Below are 21,703 nucleotides of genomic sequence, written 5' to 3' on the forward strand. Positions count from 1 at the left end.
GGCAGGCATCGGCAGTGTGGCGCGACAAGGGCGAGGTTGGGAATTCGTGGATTCGCAAGCCGGGCTTCGGCGCGCGGAAAGGAGGGTTTACGCGGACTTGCCCGCAGAAGCGCTAAAAAGCGTGCCTGTAACGCATCACGGCTCCGGAATGTTTTCCCGGAAGATCACCTGCAGCCGCGGCAGGTAGCTGGGTTCGGGTGCGCCCTTCACCGCCGCCACCAGCAGCTTGACGATCTCGCGTGCCTCGACACGCGGGTTCTGGTCGATCACGGCGTCCATGGTGCGATCGAGCAACAGACGGCGCGTGGCTTCGGTGAGATCGTGGCCGACGTAGACGATCCGAGGGGCTGAGGCCGCCTTGTTCGCTCGAACCTCGTTCGGCCATGCCTCCGCCGGCCGCGCCTCCTTCAGCGCCCGCGCGATGCCCTGATTGCCCGCGCCGATGTTGTAGATCGCGTGCGGCGGGTCTTTGCGCAGCAGATCCTGCGTGACGGCAAAGGCGCGGTCGCGGTCGTCGCCGATCTCGAGCGTGTGGGCGATGCGCAGGTGCGGAAACTCTTCGCTCAGCAGCGAGCGAAAGCCCATCTCGCGCTCTTCGTGGCCGCGATAGGCCAATGACCCCACGAACACCGCGACCTTGCGTTCGGTGTGCTGCGGCAGAAACCGGCCCAGCAACAGCGCGGCAAGGCGGCCCGCGGCGCGGTTGTCGATGCCCACGTACCCCAGGCGCGCCGAGATCGGTATGTCCGACACCAGGGTGCTCACATGCACGCCGCTGTCTCGCAGCGCCATGATGGCGTCGCGTACCTGGGGATGGTCCAGCCCGACCAGGCCAACCGCCTGCGTCTGCTCGCGCAGTTCGTAGAGCTTTTTCGCGAGCTTGTTGGCGTCGAATCCCTCGATCAGATGCAGGCGGGCCTGCACGTCGGGGCGGGCGGCGGCTTCTTCGAGCAGGTGCCGGCCCAACGCGGTCATGAAGCTGTTGGTGCCGGCGGGCAAGACGAAATCGACCCGCACGTCCTGACTGGCGGCCTCGGCGCCCGGGACGAAGTAGCCCAGGCGATTGGCAATCGCCAGCACGCGGTCGCGTGTCTTGCCACGCACGCCGTCGCGGTCGTTCAGAACCCGGTCCACGGTAGCGGTGGACATGCCGGCTTCACGGGCAATGAGGGAAATGGTGGGGCGCATGCGGGATCAGGCTCTCGATACACCATCAGGACGATGGCAGCGCGGCCATCATAAGCCATCATTTGCAATCATTCGAGATCAAAAAGGTAACTCGACGGCCCTATGAGCGGCAGCCGTCTTTACCCCTGATTGTTTTGATGTGATTATCGCGGCTCAATACATCAAACACAGCACGGCAGGATGCCAGGCAGTCGACAGTGCATACCAGGCCGGCAGGAGGAGCACATGTCGAACCCTACCCTGGTGCCCGACCCGCCCGTTCGGGAACGGCGCTTTCGCATCGGCTGCATCGGCGCCGGCATGATCATGGCCGAGTGCCACCTGGCGGCCTACCAGCAGGCCGGCTTCACGGTGGCGGCGATCGCATCGCGTACCCGCAGCAAAGCGGCCGCGGTCGCCGAACGCTACGGCATTCCGCGGGTACATGACGATCCCCTGGCCCTGATCGCCGATCCGCAGATCGAGATCGTGGACATTGCGTATCCGCCCGACCAGCAGCCTGCGCTGATCCGCGCCGCATTGCGCGCCCCGCACGTGCGCGGCGTGCTGGCGCAGAAGCCTCTTGCACTGTCGCTGGAAGAAGCCCGCGCCCTGCGCGACGAGGCGCGGGCCGCCGGCAAGATCCTGTCGGTGAACCAGAACATGCGCTACGACCAGTCGATGCGCACGCTCAAGCAGCTGCTCGACCAGGGCGTGCTGGGCACGCCGGTGTTCGCGCAGATCGACATGCACGCGATCCCGCACTGGCAGGACTTCCTGCGTGGCTATGACCGCCTGACGCTCTCGAACATGAGCGTGCATCACCTCGATGCGCTGCGTTATCTGTTTGGCGAGCCCACCGAGATCACCAGCATCACGCGCCCCGATCCGCGCACCGAGTTCGCGCATCAGGATGGGCTGGTGACCACCATGCTGCGTTTTGGCAACGGCCTGCTCGCGCTGTCGCTGGAAGACGTGTGGTCGGGTCCGCGGGCCGAGGGATACCCCGACGACCAGCACATCCGCTGGCGCGTGGAAGGCACCGAAGGCGTCGCGCGCGGCACCATCGGCTGGCCCACCGGCGAGCCGTCGACCTTGAGCTACGCCTCGCGCGCGGCCGAGGGCCACACCGACGGGCGTTGGGTGACGCCCACGTGGGACACGATGTGGTTTCCGCATGCCTTCATCGGCGTGATGGAACAGTTGCAGTACGCGCTGGCCAGCGGCACCGAGCCTGCGTTGAGCGTGACCGACAACGTACGCACGATGGCGCTGGTCGAGGCCGCGTACACGTCCATCGCCGAAGGCCGCACAGTACGGCTGCCGGCTGTCGAATAACCAGACAGAAAAAACAGACGGAGACAACCCTCATGATCCAGACCGGAATCTTCTCGGGCTACTTTCCCTATGAGCTGGAGCGCACCGCCAAGGTGATCCGCTCGCACGGCTTCAACACCGTGCAGCTGGACCTGCATTTCAAGGACATGGAGCTGGGCCCGGGGCAGCTGACCGCGCAGAAATGCACGCAGATCCGCGACACCTTCCGCCACTACAACCTGCCGGTGTCCTGCATCTCGGCCTATACCAATATCGTGCATCCCGATCCCGCCGAGCGCCAACGCCGCAACGGTTATCTCAAGGAGATCCTCACGCACGCGCGCCAGCTGGGTTCGCCTTACGTGATCTCGGAAACCGGCACGTTCGACACCGAAAGCGACTGGGTGCATCACCCCAAGAACAAGACCGAGGAAGGCTGGGACCAGTGCCGCGCGGTGATCGGCGAGCTGTCGCAACATGCCTATGACCATGGCGCGGTGTTCCTGCTGGAGACCTACGTGAACAACGTGGTGGGATCGGTCGAGGAAACGCTGCGCATGTTCGCCGAGGTGGATCACCCGGGACTGGGCCTGCTGATGGATCCGACGAACTTCTTCGAAGCGCACAACATCGACCACATGGACCGCACGCTCAATCAGGTGTTCGACGCGCTCTCCGACAAGATCTGCATCGCGCATGCCAAGGACGTGAAGCGTTCGGGCGATGACAAGTCGGAAAAGCACAGCGACATCGGTGACGAGGGCGCGGCTGAGAGCCATACCTTCCGTGGCGTGGGCGAGATCGAATTGCCGGCGCCGGGCCTGGGCGCGCTCAACTACGACCTGTACCTGCAGCGCCTGGCGAAGAAGCACCCCAACATTCCCATCATCATCGAACACCTGACCGAAGACGACGTGCCGCGCGCCAAGGCCTTCCTTGACGAGCGGCTGCGCGTGAACGGTCTGTAGGCCGGCGCCGCAAGCAGTACCGGCGCGCCGCGAGGCCATCCTCGAACCAGGCCCGCGGCGCGCCGCTCGAACACGATTCCGAACACCGACACCGGTGGACGCGCGCCCGCGCATCCGCCAGGGAGAACTCATGCCTGACATTTACGGGACCTGGATGACGCGCCGCGACGTAGAGGCGCGCACCGGACAGCTTGCGCAGTTTGCCGGCGTACGCCTGATGACGCTGGACGACGGGCTGGAACGCGGCATCCGCATGCTGGAGTTCCGCAGCGGCACAGGCCTGCGTTTCACGGCGCTGGTGGATCGCGCGATGGACATCGCCGACTGCGAATATCGCGGTATGGCCATGGGATGGCAATCGCCGTCGGGCTTTCGCCATCCCGGCCTGCATGACTACGAAGGCGAGGGCGGACTGGGCTGGATGCGCTCGTTCTCGGGCCTCATGATCACCTGCGGGCTGGACCACATCCTGTTCATGTACGACGCGCCCGCCGACAACTACGTGTACGGCCCCCGCAAGACGGCCAAGCAATCCATCCATGGCCGCGTCGGCACCATTCCCGCGCGGCTGACCGGTTATGGCGAACGCTGGGACGGCGATCGCTGCGTGCTGTGGGCCGAAGGCGTGGTGAGCCAGGGCACCGTGTTCGGCGAGCACCTCGAGCTGCACCGCCGCATCGAGATCGAGGTGGGCACCAACGACATCAAGCTGTCGGACCGTGTCGTGAATCGCGGCTTCTACCGCACGCCGCACATGCTCTGCTATCACATCAACCTGGGCTATCCGGTGCTGGACGTCGATTCACGCTATCTGGCGCCGATCCGCGATGTGGTGTGGGCCGCGCACGAGCAGGACTACCGCAAGCAGGGCGTGGGCTACCGCCGCATGCCGGCGCCGCAGCAGGGCTTTCATGAGCAGGTGTGGCAGCACGAGATGGCGGCCGCGGCCGACGGCAGCGTGCCGGTGGCCCTGGTGAACGATGCGCTGGGTCTGGGCATGCAGGTCAGCACCTACAAGCATCAATTCCCCTGCCAGTACCAATGGCAGAACCTGCAGTCGGGCCAATACGCGATGGGCATCGAACCCTCCACCAACCATGTGCTGGGCCAGGGCGCGGCGCGCGAACGCAATGAGCTCATCTGGCTCGAGCATGGCGACGAGCGCTGCTACGACACCACGTTCAGTGTGCTGGGTTCGGCTGCCGACATCGCTGCCTGCGAAGCCCGCATCCGTGCGATCGCGGTGCAGCCCGAGGCCGACTATCCGCCGCTATCGGGGCGCTTTGCGCCCATCGCGGGGCGCAAATGAGCGCGCGCTTCTCCTTGCAGGGCCGCCGCATTCTGTACACGGGCGCGGCGGGCGGCTTTGGCGTGGAAACCACGATTGCGCTGCTGGAAGCGGGCGCCGGCGTGATCGCGCTCGATAACCACCCCGGGCATATCGATCGCTTGCGCAGCACGGTGCCGGCGCAGTTCGCCGGCCAGCTTGAGATCCTGCAGGCCGACCTTGCCGACGCCAGCGCGCTGCAATCGCACCTTGAGCGGCTGACCGCCGAGGGCACGATCGATGTGGTCATCAACAACGCGGCAATCTATCCCTCGCGCCCGTTCGAGGAATACAGCGATGCCGAGCTGGCGCGCGTGCACCGTGTCAATGTGGAGGCGGCCGTGCAGATCGTGCGTGCGGCGCTGCCGGGCATGCGCGAACAGCAGTGGGGCCGCGTGATCAACATCTCGTCGATCACGCTGTCGGGCGGTTGGGAAAACCTGCTGCCCTATGTGCAGTCCAAGGGCGCGATGGTGGGCGCAACGCGCGCCTTCGCCCGCGAATTCGGCAAGTGGGGCATCACGGTCAACGCCATTTCGCCGGGCGCGTTTCCGACCGACGCCGAGAAGATCCATCCCGATCCCGTGGGCTACAACCGCATGGTGCTCGAACGCCAGTCGGTGAAGCGCCGCGGGCACGCCGGCGACATCGCCGCGGCCATCTTGTTCCTTGCCTCGGACGAGGCGGGTTTCATTTCCGGACAGACGCTGGCGGTGGACGGCGGCTGGGTCATGCATTGAGGCGCATCGGCGCCACGCAAAGGTAGAAGCAATGAGCATTCTTTCTGGCTACAAGGTTCTGGACTGCTCCATCGCCATGGCGGGGCCGTTCGCGGCGCAGCGCCTGGGCGACCTAGGCGCCGACGTCATCAAGATCGAGCCGCCCACCGGCGAATGGCAGCGGCACGCGCCCGCCGGCGGCATCACGGGCAACAAGATCAACGTGTCGTTCCTTTCGCTGAACCGCAACAAGCGCTCGCTCGCGATCGATCTGAAGAGCGCCGGCGGCAAGGAGATCATCCAGAAGCTCGCGGCGCAGGCCGATGTGTTCATCCAGAACTACCGGCCGGGTGTCGCCGGCCGCCTGGGGGTGGACTACGAGACCCTGTCGGCCCTGAATCCCCGTCTTATTTATGTATCGATGTCGGGCTTCGGCGAAGACGGCCCGTATGCCACGCGCCCCGGGCAGGATCTGCTGTTGCAGGCGATGTCGGGCGCGATGCTGTCGTCGGGCCGGGCGGGCGAAGCGCCCCGCGCGGCGGGCCAGTATGTGGTCGACGCCGTCACCGCGTATTGCGCCTTCGAAGGCGTGCTGGCCGCGCTGCTGCACCGCGAGCGCACCGGCGAAGGCCAGAAGGTCGAGGTCAACATGCTGGATGCGATCACCACGATCCAGATGCAGGAGCTTTCGGTGTACACCGTGGGGCACAAACCGCAGGTGCGCAGTGCCGAGCCGCATGCCCACGTATATATCCGCGCGCCCTATGGCACCTTCGCGACGACCGACGGTTATCTGGCGCTGGCCATGCCCGACATGAACGTGCTGGCGCGCGTGACCGAAGAGCCGCGCCTGGCGGCGTACACCGAGCGCGACGGTTGGGAAAAGCGCGACGAGATCTACGCGCTGGTGCGCGACACGTTGGCAAAAGCCTCGACCGCCGACTGGTTCGCCAAGCTGGATGCCGCCGGCATCTGGTGCAGCCCCGTGTATGGGTACGCCGATCTGGTCGACGATCCGCAGATCGCGCACAACGGCACGTTTGTCGAGTATGACCATCCGACCGAAGGCCGGATCAAGACGCCGGGCTTCCCGATCCGCTTTTCCAAAACGCCGAGCCAGGTGGTGCGCGGCGCGCCGCTCACCGGTCAGCACACCGACGAAGTGCTGCGCGATTTTGGCTTCAGCGATAACGAGATCGCCGCGCATGCGGCCTCGGGCGCGGTGCTGCGCGGGGCTTCGGAATGAGCGAGCGCGCGCTGCCGTATCGCGGCCTGACATGGGATCACCCGCGCGGCTTCAATGCCCTGCACGCGGCGACCGCCCACACGCCGCTGGTGCACTGGGACAAGCAATCGCTCGAAGGCTTCGAGTCGGCGCCCATTGCCGAACTCTGCGCGCGCTACGACCTGGTGGTGCTGGATCACCCGCATCTGGGCGAAGCGCTGGCGCACGATTGCCTGCAGGCGCTGGACACGGTGTTCGCGCCCGACGAACTGGCGCGGATCGCACGTGACAGCATCGGGCTGTCGTACGACAGCTATCGAATGGCCGATCGCCAATGGGCGCTGCCGCTGGACGCCGCCACGCAGGTGATGGCCACGCGCGCTGATCGACTCGACGGCCCTGTGCCGCGCACCTGGCACGAGGTGCTGACGCTGTCGCAACGCAGCGGTTCGGTCGCGCTCAGCTGGGGCGGTCCGCATCCGTTTTTGTCGCTGCTGTCGATCGCCGCCGCCATTGCGCCTGATGCCGACCTGCGGCCGCACGGCGCCTGGCACGACGAGGCGACGCTCGCCGGCGCGTGCGACGTGCTCATCGAATTGGCACGACGCACGCCCGCGCAAGCCCTGGCGTACAACCCGATCGCGCTGCTCGGCCACATGAGCTCGCGCGATGACATCACGCTCTGCCCGCTGGTCTATGGCTACGTGAACTACGCGACGGCCGCAGTCGCCAATCCGCTTACGTTCCGCGACGCGCCCCAGGCCGATGCCGGCCGGCCCGGCTCAATCCTCGGGGGCACCGGCATTGCGATATCTCGGCGTTGCATCGTGGGGCCGGAATTGCGCGCGCATCTGTTGTGGCTGCTGGCCGCCGAGACGCAAAGCCGCTTCATTCCGCAGCACGAGGGACAGCCCAGCCATCGCGGCAGCTGGACCGATGAAAACGTGAATGCGGCGAGCGGCAACTTCTATGCCAACACGGCCCGCACGCTTGAAGCCGCGTCGATCCGGCCGCGTCACGATGGCTACATCGCCTTCCAGAGCGAAGCCTCGCAGTTTCTGCGTGACGGCGTCGCGGCCCGCGCGTCCTCACACACATTGGCGCGCGGCCTGACCGAGCGTTTCGAGGCCAGCCTGGCCGCCACCCCCAAGCACCCCGCAGCATAAGGATGTCGACGTGAGCGCACTCGTCAATCTCAGTATCGATGGCCATGTCGCCATCATCGAACTCAACCGTCCCGAGAAGCTGAACGCGATGACGCCCGAGATGGCGGACCTGCTGATCGCGGCGGTGGAGCAATGCAATGCCGACGCGCAGGTGCGCGCGGTGATCCTGACCGGCGCGGGGCCCAAGGCCTTCTGCGCCGGCTCGGACATCACCGAGCTCGACCGCTACGCGACGCCTTGGGATTTCCGCAATCGGCTCGACTACTGCGATTGCGTGCGCATGTTGAAGAAGCCCACGGTGGCGGCGATCAACGGCTATACCTTCGGCGGCGGCCTGGAGATGGCATTGGCCTGCGATATCCGCATCGCCTCCGACAACGCGCGGCTGGGCGCGCCCGAGATCAAGCTGGGCTGGATCGGTGGGGGCGGCATGACGGCGCAGCTTGTCCATGCGATCGGCCCGAGCAACGCCGCGCTGATGGTGCTGACCGGCGATCCCATCCGCGCGGAGCAGGCGCTGGCCTGGGGCCTGGTGAGCGAGGTGGTCCCGCAGGAGCAGTTGCGCGAGCGCGCGCAGGCGCTCGCCGCCACCATCGCCTCGCGCGCGCCGATTGCGGCCGAGACGGCACGCGTCAATCTGCGCGCCGCGCTGTCGATGCCGCTGGAGAAGGCCGTGGAATACGAGCGCGATCTGCAGGCGATCTGCTTTGCCACCGCCGACGCCAAGGAAGGCCGCAAGGCATTTGAAGAAAAGCGCGCGCCTAAGTTCGAGCGGCGCTGACGGGTGGGGCGCTGACGAATGGGGCGCTAACGAATGGGGCGGCTCCGCGCGGTCGGAGGCGCCTCAGTTGGGCTGGTCCTTGCCCGGGTCTTCGGCCAGCACCTGCGGCGTTGCGTAGGGGGCGTGGGCGGTGTTGACGGGCTCCATGCGCAGCGGCTGGTGCACGCGCGAGGGCGGCACCAGCGAGCCGGGCGCGTCGGGGTTGGTCCACGACGGATCCGGGATCTCCGCGAAGACCTGGCGCAGGCGTTCGCCCCAGGAGCCGCGGATCATGCGGAAGTACTCGTTGTGCTCGTCGATGCTGGCAAAGTGCGTCACGCGCAACGAATTGGCGGTGTACACCAAGAGGTCCAGCGGCACGCCCACCGAGATATTCGAGCGCAGCGTGGAATCCATGGAGATAAGCGCGCACTTGGCGGCTTCGTCCAGCGAGGTGTCGGGCTGCAGCACGCGGTCCAGGATGGGCTTGCCGTACTTGGCCTCGCCGATCTGGAAATACGGGCATTCCTGGCCGGCCTCGATGAAGTTGCCCGCCGAATACACCTGGAACAGGCGGCATTGCTCAGTGCCGATCTGGCCGCCGAAGATCATGCTGACGTTGAAATCCACGCCCTGCTCGTGCAGGGCCGCGGCCTCGCTGCGGTAGACCTCGCGCACCGCCGCGCCCACCAGCCGCGTGGCCGCGAACATGTCGGGTGCGTTCCAGAGGGTGTCGGCGCCTTCCTCGCGCTGGCGGGTCAGCACGTTCAGCACGGCCTGGCTTACCGCCAGATTGCCGGAGGTCATCAGGACCATGACGCGCTCGCCCGGCAGTTCGAAAACGGTCATCTTGCGAAAGACGCTGATCTGGTCGACGCCCGCGTTGGTGCGGGAGTCGGAGAGAAACACCAGGCCGGCGTCGAGGCGGGCGGCTACGCAATAGGTCATGATCGGAAAGAGGGAAAAACCACCACGCATTGTATTGCGGCGCGGCGGGGCGGATGTAACTGCCTACTGCTGCGGGCTTACTGCTGCGCGCCGGTCTGGACCTGGACGCTGATTTCCATCGATTCCTCGCCGCCACCCGTGCGCACGCCGCGCACGGGCGAGGCCGAGTCGTAGTCCCGGCCCACCGCCAGCCGGCAATGGCACTCCGAGGCGAACTGGTTGTTGGTGATGTCCACGCTGGTCCAGCCCACGTCGGGCAGCCACACATCGGCCCACGCGTGGCTGGCCGCATGCTCGGCGGTGGTGTACAGGTAACCGCTGACGTACCGCGCCGGCACGGCGAGGCCGCGCACGCACGCCAGGAACAGATGGGCGTGGTCCTGGCACACGCCGAGGCCCAGGGCCAGCACCTGATCGGCGGCGGTCGTGACGTCCGTGGTGCCGGGCACGTAGGCCACGCGGGCGTGGATCGCCGCGGCCAGGTTCAGGATGTCGTCCGAGGTCGACAACCCGTTCGGCAGCACCGAGCGCGCAAAGGCCAGAATCGTTTCATCCGCCTGCGTCAACCGCGTGGGTACGCAATACGCATGCACCGGCAGGCGGCTGTCTTCGCCGCCCAGCACGCCGCGCGTCAGCGGCGCCACCAGCACCTGGCCGGAAACGCGCAGCTCGATGTCGCTGTGCGGCCGGTTCAGCGTCAGGGTGTGGGTGATGTTGCCGTAGGCGTCGACCTGCTTGTCCAGTTCGCCCGGGGCCTCGATGTGCCAGCGCAGCACGCGCTGGTGCTCGTCGTCGCGCGGCGTCAGGCGCAGGGTCTGGATGCTGTAGTTGACCGGCGCCGTGTAGCGGTAATGCGTGACGTGCGTGATGATCTGCTTCATTGCCTGCTCCGTGTTAGGCCGACAGCGGCACCAGGAAGTCCTGGCTGATCCGGTTGCCCAGGTCGTTGATGCGGTCCAGGAAGCGGTCCAGGTAGCGGTGCAGTCCGCTCGTCAGAATGTCTTCGACGCGCCCGTACTGCAGCTCAGCACACAGCATGCCCGCGCGCCGTTCGGTTTCGGTCGAACGCTGATTCGAGACGCGCGCCAGGTCGCCCGCCACCGCCCGCATCGAGGCGAGCAGCGATCGCGGCATGTCGCCATGCAGGATCAGCAGCTCGGCCACGCGGTCGGGCGTGATGACATCACGGTACACCTTGCGGTAGATCTCCAGGCCGGACACGGAACTGAGCAGCGCCGACCAGCGGTAAAACTCGCTTTGCACGGCGGCCGTGCCGGCCGGTTCAACGCGGCCGTCCTGCGCGCCCGCGCCGCCGCGTTCGTGGAATTTCACGTCCAGCATGCGCGCGGTGTTGTCGGCGCGCTCCAGGTGCATGCCGATGCGCATGAAGTACAGCGCCTCGTCTTCCAGCATGGTGGCGATCGTGACGCCACGCGCCAGATGCGAGCGGAATTTCACCCATTCGAAGAACTCGCCCGGATTGCGCTCCAGCAGCCCGGTGTGCAGGTGCTTGAGCAGTTCGAGCCAGGTGGTGTTGTAGGTTTCCCAGACTTCGGTCGTCAGGCTGCCGCGTACGGCGCGCGCGTTCTCGCGGGCGGCGCGCATGCAGGAATAGATCGACGAGGAATTCGCCGGGTCGCGCACCATGTACTGCAGCACGTCGTGCGGCGAGATGGAGGCGTACTTGCTTTGATACAGGCCCTGCAGCTCGGAAATGCGCAGCACGCCCAGCCACGAGCCTTCGCGCGTGCGCGTGTCCTGCGGCAGCAGCGACATCTGCAGGTTCACGTCCAGCATTCGGGCGGTGTTTTCGGCGCGCTCGGTGTAGCGGCACATCCAGAACAGGTTGTCGGCGGTTCGGCTCAGCATGGTCAGTCCTCCAGCACCCAGGTGTCCTTCGTGCCGCCGCCCTGGCTGCTGTTGACCACCAGCGACCCCTCGGTCAGCGCCACGCGGCACAGCCCGCCCGGCACGGTGCGGATCTCCTTGCCGCACAGCACGTACGGACGCAGATCCACGTGGCGTGGTGCGACGCCGGATTCCACGTAGGTGGGCGTGGTCGACAGCGCCAGCGTGGGCTGCGCGATGTAGTTGGCGGGGTTGGCGCGCACGCGGTCCCGGAACGCCTCGACCTCGGCGCGCGAGGCCGACGGCCCGACGAGCATGCCGTAGCCGCCCGCGCCGTGCACTTCCTTGACCACCAGCTCGTGCATGTTGGCCAGCACATGGGACAGCTCGTCCGGCCGGCCGCAGCGCCAGGTGGGCACGTTCGACAGGATGGGTTCTTCGTTCAGATAGAAGCGGATCATGTCGGGCACGTACAGATACGTGGACTTGTCGTCGGCGATGCCGGTGCCGATGGCGTTGGCCAGCGTGACGCGGCCGGCGCGGTACACCGACAGCAGGCCCGGCACGCCCAGCGCGGAATCGGCGCGAAACGCCAGCGGGTCCAGAAAATCGTCGTCCAGCCGGCGGTAGATCACGTCCACTTTGCGCGGTCCGCGCGTGGTGCGCATGTAGACGTTGTTCTGCTCGACGAACAGGTCCTGGCCTTCGACCAGTTCCACGCCCATCTGCTGCGCCAGGAACGCGTGCTCGAAGTACGCCGAGTTGTACATGCCCGGCGTCAGCACCACCACGGTGGGATCGTCGCCGCCATGCGGCGCGACCTCGCGCAGGTTGTCCAGCAGCAGGTCGGGGTAGTGAGCCACCGGTTCGACCTTGATGCGGCCGAAGGCATCGGGCATGAGCCGCATCGACATCTTGCGGTTTTCCAGCATGTACGACACGCCCGACGGCACGCGCAGGTTGTCCTCCAGCACATAGAACTCGCCCGCGCCCGCCCGCACGATGTCCACGCCGGCGATATGGCAGTAGATGTCCTCGGCCACGTCGACGTCCTGCATCTCGGGGCGGTACTGCGCGTTCAGGAAGACCTGCTCGGCCGGCACGATGCCGGCGCGCACGATGTCGTGACCGTGGTAGATGTCGCGGATGAACAGGTTCAGCGCGCGCACGCGCTGCTTCAGGCCCGCTTCCAGGAGCCGCCATTCGTCGGCGGGGATGATGCGGGGGATCAGGTCGAAAGGGATGAGGCGTTCGGTGCCGGCGGCGTCGCCCGCGACCGAGAACGTGATGCCGACGCGGCGAAAGCTCAGGTCGGCCTCGAGCCGGCGCACGGACATGGCCTCGTCCGACTGCTCGTTGTGCCAGCGCTCGAACGCCTGGTAGTGGGCGCGAATGCGGTTCTCGCCATCGCGCATTTCGTCATAGGCGGATGGACGGGCGGGTCGGTCCTTCATGGCTCCTCCGGTGCAGATGTGTATATCTACAAGCAACCCGCATGCCAGCTTTGCCGGATGCGGCCGCTTTGGAGTCAATATGCGCTGGAGACGGGGGAATTGCCATCCCCACGGCGGACGACGGGGCAATCGGGGACAGGCCGCGCCGCGGCGGGCGCGGAGGTGGTGGCGGGCGCACCACGCTGGTGCGCGCTGGCGAAGCTGCCGGTGCGTCAGGCTGGTGCGTCAGTTCATCCGATACGAATGCAGCACCGATCCGCCCGTCCTGCCTTCCTCGAGCGGCGCATGCGGCACCCAGCCGTCCTGGGTCAGCACCGCGTCCAGCCGGACATCGTGTGCGGCGGGGACGTATCCCGGATCCAGCTCGCCGCTGCTCCAGGCGATACCGATGGCGGTGAAGGCGTGGCCGCGTTCGCGCAGGGCGGCCAGCGTGCGATCGTAATAGCCGCCGCCATAGCCCAGGCGGTCGCCCTGTTCGGTGTAACCGAGGGTGGGCACCAGGACCACGTCGGGCAGCAGTTCGGGGCCGGCCACGGGCTCCTGGATGCCATAGGGGCCGGCGCGCAGCTCGGCCTCGGGTGTCCAGGGCAGGAACGCCAGCGGCGCATTGCGCTCGCGCACCACGGGCAGGGCGACGGTCATGCCGGCCTCGGTCCATTGCGTCAGCAGGGGGCGCAGATCGGGCTCGTCGGCCATGGGCCAGAACGCGGCGACGGTCGTGGGGGCCGGATTGCCCGCCTGCACGGCCTGGTCGCGGGCCACGTTCAGCCACGTGAACAGGCGTGCGCGCATGAGCAAAGCGCCTCGGCTGCGCTGGTCTTCCGGCAGATCGGCGCGCAATTTTCGCAATCGCGTGCGCTCCTGGACTGCGGTATCCTCTTGAGTATTTTGCGTAGTCATGCTGTGGCTGTAACCGGGGGGTTGAAGATGAAGGCAAACATGCTGAAGACGAACTTGCGTAGGCTCAGCATGCGGGTGCGTCGAGAGACAGGCGCCCAGCAGCCCCCACGGTATCAGAAATCCTCGTCGCAAGCCGCCGGCGCCCGCTCCGGGCTGCACCGCGGGTTGGTCCGCTTTCTCCCGCTGGTGGCGCTGGTCACCGCAGCCTGTGCGCCCGTCGATGCGCAGCAGCGCAGCGCCGCCGTCAATCCTCAGCCCCAGCCCGCCGTGCAGGCCGCCCAGCCGATGATCGCGGTGCCGCCCGTGGCGCTGGCGGGCCTGCCGCCCACCGCCGAAACCCCCGCGCTGGCCGCCGTGGTCGCCGCCCGCGAGGCGATGAGCCGCAAGCAGTGGTCCGTCCTGGGTGTGCTTGTGCCGCAAGCCAAGGGCGATCCGCTGGGCATGTACCCCGAGTACTGGCTGCTGCGCTACCAGCTCTGGACGCCGCCCGCCTCGGGCCGGCCCGTCGCGGCCCTGCAGCAGTTCATCAACAGCAATGGCGACGCCTATCTGGCCGACCGCCTGCGCGGCGACTGGCTGCTGGCCGCCGCCCGCAGCGGCGACTTCGAAACCGTGCGCAAGCTGGCGCCCGTGAAGAACAGCAACGCGCAGATCGAGTGCGCGATCCTGGACGGCAAGCACATGACCGGGCAGCGCGCCACCGCCGCGCAGGCCATGGCCGTCTTCGCGCCCGGCAGCGCGTGCTGGGCGTTGTACGACCAGCTCGTGGCCGACGGCATCCTGGGCTGGGAGCAGCTCGAACCCCAGTTGCGGGACGCCATCGAGGCCAACAAGACCACCGACGCGCGCAAGTTCGTGCAGTACATGTTCGAACCGCGCGACGTGAAAACCTACGACGTCCTGATGAAGGACCCCATGAAGTGGCTCACGCGGCAGGACCGCATGCCGGTGGGCCGCAACGAAAAGGAACTGGTCACGATCGCGCTGGCCCGCCTGGCGCGTTCCGATGTCAGCGTCGCCGATTCCTATCTGCGCCGCGAATGGGCCAAGTCGATGTCCAAGCAGAACCTGGCCTGGGTGCGGGGGCAGTACGCGCTGGCCGCCGCGCTGGGCTTGGACAGCCGGGCCAACGACTGGTACCGCGAGGCCGGCCACATCCGCATGACGGAATACAACGCCGCCTGGAAGGTGCGCGCGGCGCTGCGCCAGCCCAAGATCGACTGGAAGTGGGTCATCGAATCCATCGACGAGATGCCGGCCTCGCAGCAGGCCGAGACCGCGTGGGTGTACTGGAAGGCCCGCGGCCAAGCCGCGCAGGGCCACAAGGAAAAGGCCCAGGCCGCCTATGCCAGCATCGCCGACCGCTTCGATTTCTACGGCCAGCTCGCGGCCGAAGAACTGGGCCGGCGCATCAACGTGCCGCCGCGTCCGGCGCCCATCAGCGACCGCGAGATCGCCGCGGCCCGCGCCAATCCCGGCCTGCAGCGCGCCGTGCTGCTGTTCCGCCTGGGCTGGCGTGCCGAGGCCGTGCCGGAATGGAACTTCACGCTGCGCGGCATGAACGACCGCCAGCTCATGGCCGCCGCCGAACTGGCCCGCGCCGAGAACATCTACGACCGCGTGGTCAACACGTCGGACCGCACCGAGAAGGAATTCGACTTCAGCCAGCGCTTCATCGCGCCGTTCGAGGGCCGCGTCACTGCCAAGGCCAACGCCATCGCGCTGGATCCGGCGTGGGTGTACGGGCTGATCCGCCAGGAATCGCGCTTCATCATGGATGCGCGTTCGCACGTGGGCGCGTCGGGCCTGATGCAGCTCATGCCCGCCACGGCCAAGTGGGTCGCCGGCAAGATCGGCATGAGCGACTTCACGCCGGGCAGCGTCAACGATTTCGACACCAACACCGAACTGGGCACCAACTACCTGAACATCGTGCTGCGCGACCTGAACGGTTCGCAGATGCTGGCCAGCGCGGGCTACAACGCCGGGCCCGGCCGGCCCCGCAACTGGCGCTCGACGTTCACGCATCCGGTCGAAGGCGCCATCTTTGCCGAGACCATTCCGTTCACCGAAACGCGCACGTACGTCAAGAACGTGATGTCCAACGCCACGTACTACGCGGCGATGTTCACCGGTCAGCCGCAATCGCTGAAGGAACGCCTGGGCAACATCGTGCCGGCGGGCACTGAAACCGCCGCGGCGCAATGACGCGCGATCCGGCCACCGACGGCCTGCGCGCCTATATCGTCGGCGGCGCCGTGCGCGATGCGCTGCTGGGCCTGCGGCCTGGGGATCACGATTGGGTCGTCGTGGGGGCCACCCCCGAAGACATGACGCGCCGCGGCTTCATTCCGGTCGGGGGCGATTTCCCCGTCTTTCTGCATCCGCGCACGAAAGAGGAATATGCGCTGGCGCGCACCGAACGCAAGTCCGGGCGCGGCTACAAGGGCTTCACCTTTTATACGGGCACCGACGTCACGCTGGAAGAAGACCTGCGCCGCCGCGACCTCACGGTCAACGCGATTGCGCAGGACGAAGACGGCAAGCTCGTGGACCCGCTGAACGGCGAGCAAGACCTGCGCGCCCGCGTCTTCCGGCATGTGGGCGAGGCGTTCGAGGAAGATCCCGTGCGCATCCTGCGGCTGGGCCGCTTTGCGGCGCGCTTTGGCGATTTCAGCGTGGCGCCGGAAACGATGGAACTGTGCCGCCGCATGGTGGCGGCCGGCGAGGCCGATGCGCTGGTGGCCGAGCGTGTCTGGAAGGAACTGTCGCGCGGCCTGATGGCGAAAACGCCGTCGCGCATGCTGGGCGTGCTTGCCGAATCTGGCGCGCTGGCGCGCGTGATGCCCGAATTGCAGGGGGTGGAGGAAGTCGGCCCGCAGGTGGATCGCGCCGCGGAGCAGGGGCTGCCGCTGACCAGCCGCTACGCCCTGATGTGCCGCCTGACGCCCGAGCGCGAGGCGCTGGGCCGCCGGATGCGCGTGCCGACCGAATGCAACGACTATGCGCGCCTGCTGCCGGACGTGCTCGATGCATTGGACGCGCTGGACGCCATGCCGGACGGCCCGGACGGCGCCAATGCGCAACTTGTGCTGATGGAGCGCGCCGACGCCCTGCGCAAGCCTGAACGCTTCTTTGAACTGCTGGATGCCGCGGCCGTGTTGCGCGCGGTGGATATGCCCGCCTGGCAGGAACGGGTGGCGGCGGTGCGCGGCGTGGACGCGGGCGCCATCGCCAAGGCGTGCGCGGGCGAGCCGGCGCGCATCAAGGAAAGCGTGCGTCAGGCGCGACTGGCGCGATTGGTGGATCTGCAGGCGGGCTGATCCGGCCGGCCGTTGCGGCGCTTGCCGCAGTTTCCCATCGCAGCCGCTTGCTGCAGTTCCTCGCCGCAGCTGCTTGCTACAGATACGCGTCGCAGCTGCTCAGCGCAATTGCTCGCTCTTCGTCGCTTACAGCTTGCCCAGCCGGTCGCCGCGCGAGAACCCGGACAACGGCGCCGTCATGCCGCGGCCGATGGCCAGCACCTTGAACAACTCGCCCATCTCGGCCTCCGACAGCAGCTTCTGCACGGGCGCCACGGCTTGCGCGTAGGCCTGGGCATCGGACGGGTCCAGCCCGGCCAGCAGATCCATCAATCCGGCGTTCATCAGAAAGCGGGCCTGCGACGTGTAGCCCAGCACCTGCATCCCAGCCTCAAGTGCGGCTTCCGCCATCGCGGTGAAATCCACGTGCGCGGTGATGTCCTGCAGGCCCGGCGCGGTGAAGGGGTCGCCATGCGCATGGTGGCGCAGGTGACACATCAGCGTGCCGCCGGCGCGCTGGGGATGGTAGTACTCGCTGCGCGGAAAGCCGTAGTCCACCAGCAAAGCCGCGCCGCGCTCGAGCCAGTTGCCCATCGCCGCGATCCACGCCTCGCCCTGCAGATTGATTTCAGACACATAGCCCGGCAGCGCGGGCATGCGAGCCGCAACGGCGGCAGCCAGGGCCGCCGGCGCCGGCCGATCTTCCCACGTGAATCCGCCGTCCGCATCCACGGCCACGCCGCGTTCCTGCACCTGACCCGCATCGCTCCAGGCAAAAAGCGACACCGGCATCGCGTCCAGCACCTCGTTGGCCAACACGCAGCCCGAAAATGCGTTGGGCAGCGCATCCAACCATTGCACCCGGTCGCCGAAGGCGGCCAGCCTTTCAGCCTGGCGGGCGCGCAGGTCCGCCGACACCTCCAGGATCAGGTAGCGCGTGCCGGCCAGGCCCAGCGAATCCAGTTCGCGCAGCACGCCTTCGGCCAGCGCGCCGGTGCCGGCGCCGAACTCCAGCACGGTGTGCGTGTCCGTCTGGCGCAGCACTTCGGCTGCCTGGCGCGCGAGCGTGCGCGCAAACAGCGGCGTGAGCTGTGGCGCGGTCACGAAGTCGCCGGCCGGCGTCTTGCCGCCGTCGTCCGCATCGGCCAGCTTGACGTTGCCCGCCGCGTAATAGCCCAGCCCGGGGGCATACAGGGCTTCCGCCATCCAGTGATCGAACGGCAGCCAGCCGCCGTTGGACGCAATCGCGGCGCGCAGATGCGCGGCAGCGGCGCCGCTGTGTTCGAGCGCGGCGGGGGAAAGCGGGGGGAGATTGGCGGGAGCGGGGCGTTGCATGGGCGCAGGAAACGTGGGCAAAACGGCATTGTCCCAAAAAAGCCTCCGCCCTGAACTGGCGGGAGAATTTTGTCGGAACCGGCGCCATGCATTTCTCGACGGTGTCAGACACCCATGCTGCGCCGAGGCAGCATGGACGGCGTCTCCGTAGGGTGTCAGACACCTAGATTTGCGGCAACGCGGCCAGGTGTCAGACACCCCTAAGAATCGGCCAGGTGTCAGACATCCCTAAGAATCGATCAGGTGTCTGACATCCCTAAGAATCGGTCAGGTGTCTGACACCCCTAAGAATCGACCGTCAATGAGATAAGGTGCTGCGGGGTGTCTGACACCGGGTTCAGAAGCGAAACCGCGCCGACATAAAAAAAACCCCGAGGCATGGCCGCGGGGCTTTTCGAATCAGACGCGAGGATCAGCCGCGGCGATCGTTCGACTTGCCGAAGCGCTTGGCGGGGGCGCCAGGACGCTTGTCGAACGAGGGCTTGCCACGGAAACCGCCTTCGGGACGGTCACCGCCGCGGAAGCCGCCTTCGCGCTGCGGACGGTCACCGAAGCTGGGACGGTCGCCAAAGCTGGGACGCGCATCGCGGTCGCCACCACGGAAGCCGCCTTCACGCGGGGCGCGCTCGCTGAACGGGCGGGCATCGCGCTGCGGACGGTCGCCATAGCTGGGACGGTCGCCGAAGCTGGGACGCGAATCGCGGTCGCCGCCACGGAAGCCGCCTTCACGCTGGGGGCGGTCGCCGAAGGGACGGTTGCCCTGGTAGCCGCCTTCGCGCTGGGGACGATCACCGAAGCTGGGACGGTCGCCGAAGGAACGCTGCGGGCGGTCGCCAAACGGACGATCTTCGAACGAACGGTTGCCTTGGTAGCCGCCGTCGCGCGGCTTGAACTCGCCACGCGGGCCGCCGAACGAACGGCCTTCACGGGGCGCGCCATCACGCGGTGCGCCGTCGCGGTTGCCGGCATAGCCGCCCGAATGGCGCGAGCCGCCGAAACCGCCGGGACGCTTGCCGAAAGGCTTGCCATACGGCTTGCCACCACCGCCGCCGCCCGTGGACGGACGCGGGGTGCGCTTCGGTTCCAGGCCGGCGATCACTTCAGGGGTGATGGACTGGCCGATGTAGTGCTCGATGCGGCGGACCTTGTGGCGCTCGGAGTGCGTCGCCAGCGTGAAGGCCAGACCGTTGCGGCCGGCGCGGCCCGTGCGGCCGATGCGGTGCACGTAGTCTTCGGCCTGCATCGGCAGGTCGAAGTTGACGGCGTGGCTGATGCCTTGCACGTCGATGCCACGGGCGGCCACGTCGGTGGCGACCAGGATGCGCAGCTGGCCGCGCTGCAGTTGCGACAGCGTGCGGGTGCGTTGGCGCTGGTTCATGTCGCCGTGCAGGGCGGCGGCGGCAAAGCCTTGGTCGGCCAGGCGGTCGGCCAGGTCGTCCGCGCCGCGCTTGGTCGACGTGAAGACGATGGCCTGATCCAGCGAGGCGTCGCGCAGCACGTGATCCAGCAGTTGCATCTTGTGGCTGGCATCGTCCGCGTACAGCAGGCTTTGCGTGATGTTGGTGTGCTTTTCCTTGGCGCCGGCGATCTCGATGCGCTGCGGCTCGCGCATCATGCGCGAGGCCAGCTTGGCGACGGTGCCGTCCAGCGTGGCCGAGAACAGCAGCGTCTGGCGGTCTTCAGGCAGACGCTCGACGATGGTCTCGATATCTTCAATGAAGCCCATGTCCAGCATGCGGTCGGCTTCGTCCAGCACCAGCGTGTGCACGGTGTTCAGCTTGACGCGGCCGGATTGCAGGTGGTCGATCAGGCGGCCGGGGGTGGCGACCAGCACGTCAACGCGGCGCGACAGCGCCTTCAGTTGCGCGCCGTAGGGCATGCCGCCCACGACGGTCGCGGTGCGCAGGTCGGCCAGCTTGCGGCCGTAGGTGCCGGTGGCTTCCGTGACTTGCAGGGCCAGTTCGCGGGTCGGGGTCAGCACCAGCACTTGCACGCCGACGCCCTTGTTGGCGGGCATCTGGGCGATACGGTGCAGGGCGGGCAGCATGAAGGCGGCGGTCTTGCCGCTGCCGGTCTGCGAGGACACCATCAGATCATGGCCGGCCAATGCTTGCGGAATGGCGGCGGCTTGAACGGAGGTGGGGGTGGTGAAGCCAGCTTCTTGAACGGCCGACAAAAGGGCGGGCGCGAGACCCAGGGTATCGAAAGACATTACTTTCCCTTGCCGCAATCAATGCGACGCAGTGCTTGGTCGGGCCAGGGGATTAGGCGGCCGGATCCAGGCGACGGTTGATGGAGCATCGTGCCGACCGGATCAACCATGCGCGTGGCGCGTTCTCTTGTACTGATGGAACGCAGGGCGAAAGGAAAGGGGTCAGGAATCGATGATAGTTCGGCATGAGGCCGGGGATAGGCTTCCCGGCAGTCTGCAAAAAATTCCGCTAAATCAAGGCGGTAAATGCCGAACTCGTTTTGTGCAGTGCGGCGATCATAACCTGAATTCGCTCTGCAATGGAATTATTTTTTTGTCCAGCCCCCAATCAATAGGGTTTTTCCCTTGGTTTTGCAGCCAGGTGTTGGTGGCCCGGAAATGGCCGCATCCGAGGAACGGCACGGGCGGGCGCCGGGCGGACAGCGGAGACGGATGATTGGACATCAGGACAAGGTGGCCACTGTCGGGCGGAAGCAACAGACGCTTGGCCTGCGCGTGGGCGCCCCACAGCATGAAGACCTTCGGCGAGGGGTCGCGCGCAACGTGCGCGATCAGGGCACCCGTCACCGTTTCCCAGCCGCGCTTGGCGTGCGAGGCGGGCTGGCCGTCTTCGACCGTGAGCGCCGTGTTGAGCAGCAGCACGCCTTGGTCGGCCCAGGGGCTCAGGTCGTTGCCTGCCGGGACGCTCAGGTCCGGGTAGTCGCGCGCAATTTCGTTGAAGATGTTGCGCAGGCTGGGCGGACGCTTGCAGTCGTCAGGCACCGAAAACGCCAGGCCTTGCGCCTGACCGGGACCGTGGTAGGGATCCTGGCCCAGGATCACGACGCGCACGTCCGACGGCGCCAGGCCATGCAGCGCACGAAAGGGTGTGGCGGGATACACCACGGCGCCTTGCGCGAGGCGCGCTTCCACATGCGCGGTGGCGGCGGCCAGCGCGGCGGCGACAGCGGGGTCGGCGGACAGGGCGGCCTGCCAGGCGGCGGGCAGTTGCGCGGCCTGGGCGGCCAGGGCGTTGGGCGTAAGGCGGTTGTCGATCGGCATGGGCGCGATTTTGG

The 21,703-nt window shown here is 67.2% G+C and carries 18 protein-coding genes; 9 read left to right on the forward strand and 9 right to left on the reverse strand.

Translation table 11 applies throughout. The features are described from left to right. Positions 1-135: 135 nt before the first annotated feature. Positions 136-1,188, reverse strand: a complete 1,053-nt coding sequence (locus tag RT697_RS10345) for a LacI family DNA-binding transcriptional regulator (RefSeq protein WP_313698627.1) — start codon at positions 1,186-1,188, stop codon at positions 136-138. Positions 1,189-1,413: 225 nt separating this feature from the next. Here RT697_RS10345 and RT697_RS10350 point away from each other — a divergent pair, with 225 nt between their 5' ends. The 7 genes from RT697_RS10350 (at position 1,414) to RT697_RS10380 (ending at position 8,670) form a co-directional block, all read left to right on the forward strand. Beyond that, positions 1,414-2,505 (forward strand): Gfo/Idh/MocA family oxidoreductase, encoded by a 1,092-nt coding sequence (locus RT697_RS10350; protein WP_313698629.1) that lies wholly within the window; start codon positions 1,414-1,416, stop codon positions 2,503-2,505. A 32-nt stretch (positions 2,506-2,537) separates the two neighbouring features. Further along, the gene (locus RT697_RS10355; RefSeq protein WP_313698630.1) at positions 2,538-3,452 is read left to right on the forward strand and encodes a sugar phosphate isomerase/epimerase; all 915 of its coding nucleotides are present in this window, start codon (positions 2,538-2,540) and stop codon (positions 3,450-3,452) included. 130 nt (positions 3,453-3,582) lie between these two features. After that, complete coding sequence (locus RT697_RS10360; RefSeq protein WP_313698632.1) at positions 3,583-4,761, forward strand: aldose 1-epimerase family protein; 1,179 nt, start codon at positions 3,583-3,585, stop codon at positions 4,759-4,761. Continuing rightward, entirely contained in the window at positions 4,758-5,519 is a 762-nt protein-coding gene (locus RT697_RS10365) for an SDR family NAD(P)-dependent oxidoreductase (protein WP_313698634.1), read from the forward strand. The genes RT697_RS10360 and RT697_RS10365 overlap by 4 nt, the downstream gene beginning before the upstream one ends. 31 nt (positions 5,520-5,550) lie before the next feature. Then, positions 5,551-6,744 carry a CoA transferase gene (locus RT697_RS10370; RefSeq protein ID WP_313698636.1) on the forward strand — a complete coding sequence of 398 codons (1,194 nt, stop codon included), beginning with the start codon at positions 5,551-5,553 and terminating at the stop codon, positions 6,742-6,744. After that, entirely contained in the window at positions 6,741-7,889 is a 1,149-nt protein-coding gene (locus tag RT697_RS10375) for a hypothetical protein (RefSeq protein WP_313698638.1), read from the forward strand. Before RT697_RS10370 ends, RT697_RS10375 begins: the two co-directional genes overlap by 4 nt. Positions 7,890-7,899: 10 nt before the next feature. After that, on the forward strand, positions 7,900-8,670 hold the full coding sequence (locus RT697_RS10380) for an enoyl-CoA hydratase/isomerase family protein (RefSeq protein WP_313698640.1): 771 nt from the start codon (positions 7,900-7,902) through the stop codon (positions 8,668-8,670). Between the two features lie 63 nt (positions 8,671-8,733). Here the strand turns inward: RT697_RS10380 and RT697_RS10385 are convergent, their stop codons facing one another. The 5 genes from RT697_RS10385 to RT697_RS10405 all read right to left on the reverse strand — a co-directional run bounded on the left by RT697_RS10385 (position 8,734) and on the right by RT697_RS10405 (position 13,799). After that, a complete protein-coding gene (locus RT697_RS10385) occupies positions 8,734-9,597 on the reverse strand; it encodes a proteasome-type protease (protein WP_313698642.1) in 864 nt (287 codons plus the stop codon). 77 nt (positions 9,598-9,674) lie between these two features. Beyond that, positions 9,675-10,478, reverse strand: a complete 804-nt coding sequence (locus tag RT697_RS10390; protein ID WP_313698644.1) for a transglutaminase family protein — start codon at positions 10,476-10,478, stop codon at positions 9,675-9,677. A 13-nt stretch (positions 10,479-10,491) separates the two neighbouring features. Continuing rightward, entirely contained in the window at positions 10,492-11,466 is a 975-nt protein-coding gene (locus tag RT697_RS10395; protein WP_313698646.1) for an alpha-E domain-containing protein, read from the reverse strand. 2 nt (positions 11,467-11,468) lie between these two features. Continuing rightward, positions 11,469-12,899 (reverse strand): circularly permuted type 2 ATP-grasp protein, encoded by a 1,431-nt coding sequence (locus RT697_RS10400; RefSeq protein WP_313698648.1) that lies wholly within the window; start codon positions 12,897-12,899, stop codon positions 11,469-11,471. A gap of 225 nt (positions 12,900-13,124) precedes the next feature. Next, positions 13,125-13,799 carry a 5-formyltetrahydrofolate cyclo-ligase gene (locus RT697_RS10405; RefSeq protein ID WP_313698650.1) on the reverse strand — a complete coding sequence of 225 codons (675 nt, stop codon included), beginning with the start codon at positions 13,797-13,799 and terminating at the stop codon, positions 13,125-13,127. Between the two features lie 69 nt (positions 13,800-13,868). Between RT697_RS10405 and RT697_RS10410 the strand changes: the two genes are divergently transcribed. Beyond that, a complete protein-coding gene (locus RT697_RS10410; protein WP_409517420.1) occupies positions 13,869-16,007 on the forward strand; it encodes a transglycosylase SLT domain-containing protein in 2,139 nt (712 codons plus the stop codon). Then, on the forward strand, positions 16,004-17,122 hold the full coding sequence (locus RT697_RS10415; RefSeq protein WP_313698654.1) for a CCA tRNA nucleotidyltransferase: 1,119 nt from the start codon (positions 16,004-16,006) through the stop codon (positions 17,120-17,122). The genes RT697_RS10410 and RT697_RS10415 overlap by 4 nt, the downstream gene beginning before the upstream one ends. 126 nt (positions 17,123-17,248) lie before the next feature. On the opposite strand, the gene RT697_RS10420 is transcribed toward RT697_RS10415, so the two are convergent. The 3 genes from RT697_RS10420 to RT697_RS10430 all read right to left on the reverse strand — a co-directional run bounded on the left by RT697_RS10420 (position 17,249) and on the right by RT697_RS10430 (position 21,689). Then, positions 17,249-18,436: an SAM-dependent methyltransferase gene (locus RT697_RS10420; RefSeq protein ID WP_313698656.1), complete on the reverse strand. Its 1,188-nt coding sequence runs from the start codon at positions 18,434-18,436 to the stop codon at positions 17,249-17,251. 412 nt (positions 18,437-18,848) lie between these two features. After that, positions 18,849-20,648, reverse strand: a complete 1,800-nt coding sequence (locus RT697_RS10425; protein ID WP_313698658.1) for a DEAD/DEAH box helicase — start codon at positions 20,646-20,648, stop codon at positions 18,849-18,851. A 276-nt stretch (positions 20,649-20,924) separates the two neighbouring features. Next, positions 20,925-21,689, reverse strand: a complete 765-nt coding sequence (locus RT697_RS10430) for a uracil-DNA glycosylase (RefSeq protein WP_313698660.1) — start codon at positions 21,687-21,689, stop codon at positions 20,925-20,927. Positions 21,690-21,703 lie beyond the last annotated feature (14 nt).

Origin of the sequence: Achromobacter sp., assembly GCF_032113835.1 — a bacterium.
GTDB lineage: Bacteria > Pseudomonadota > Gammaproteobacteria > Burkholderiales > Burkholderiaceae_B > Achromobacter.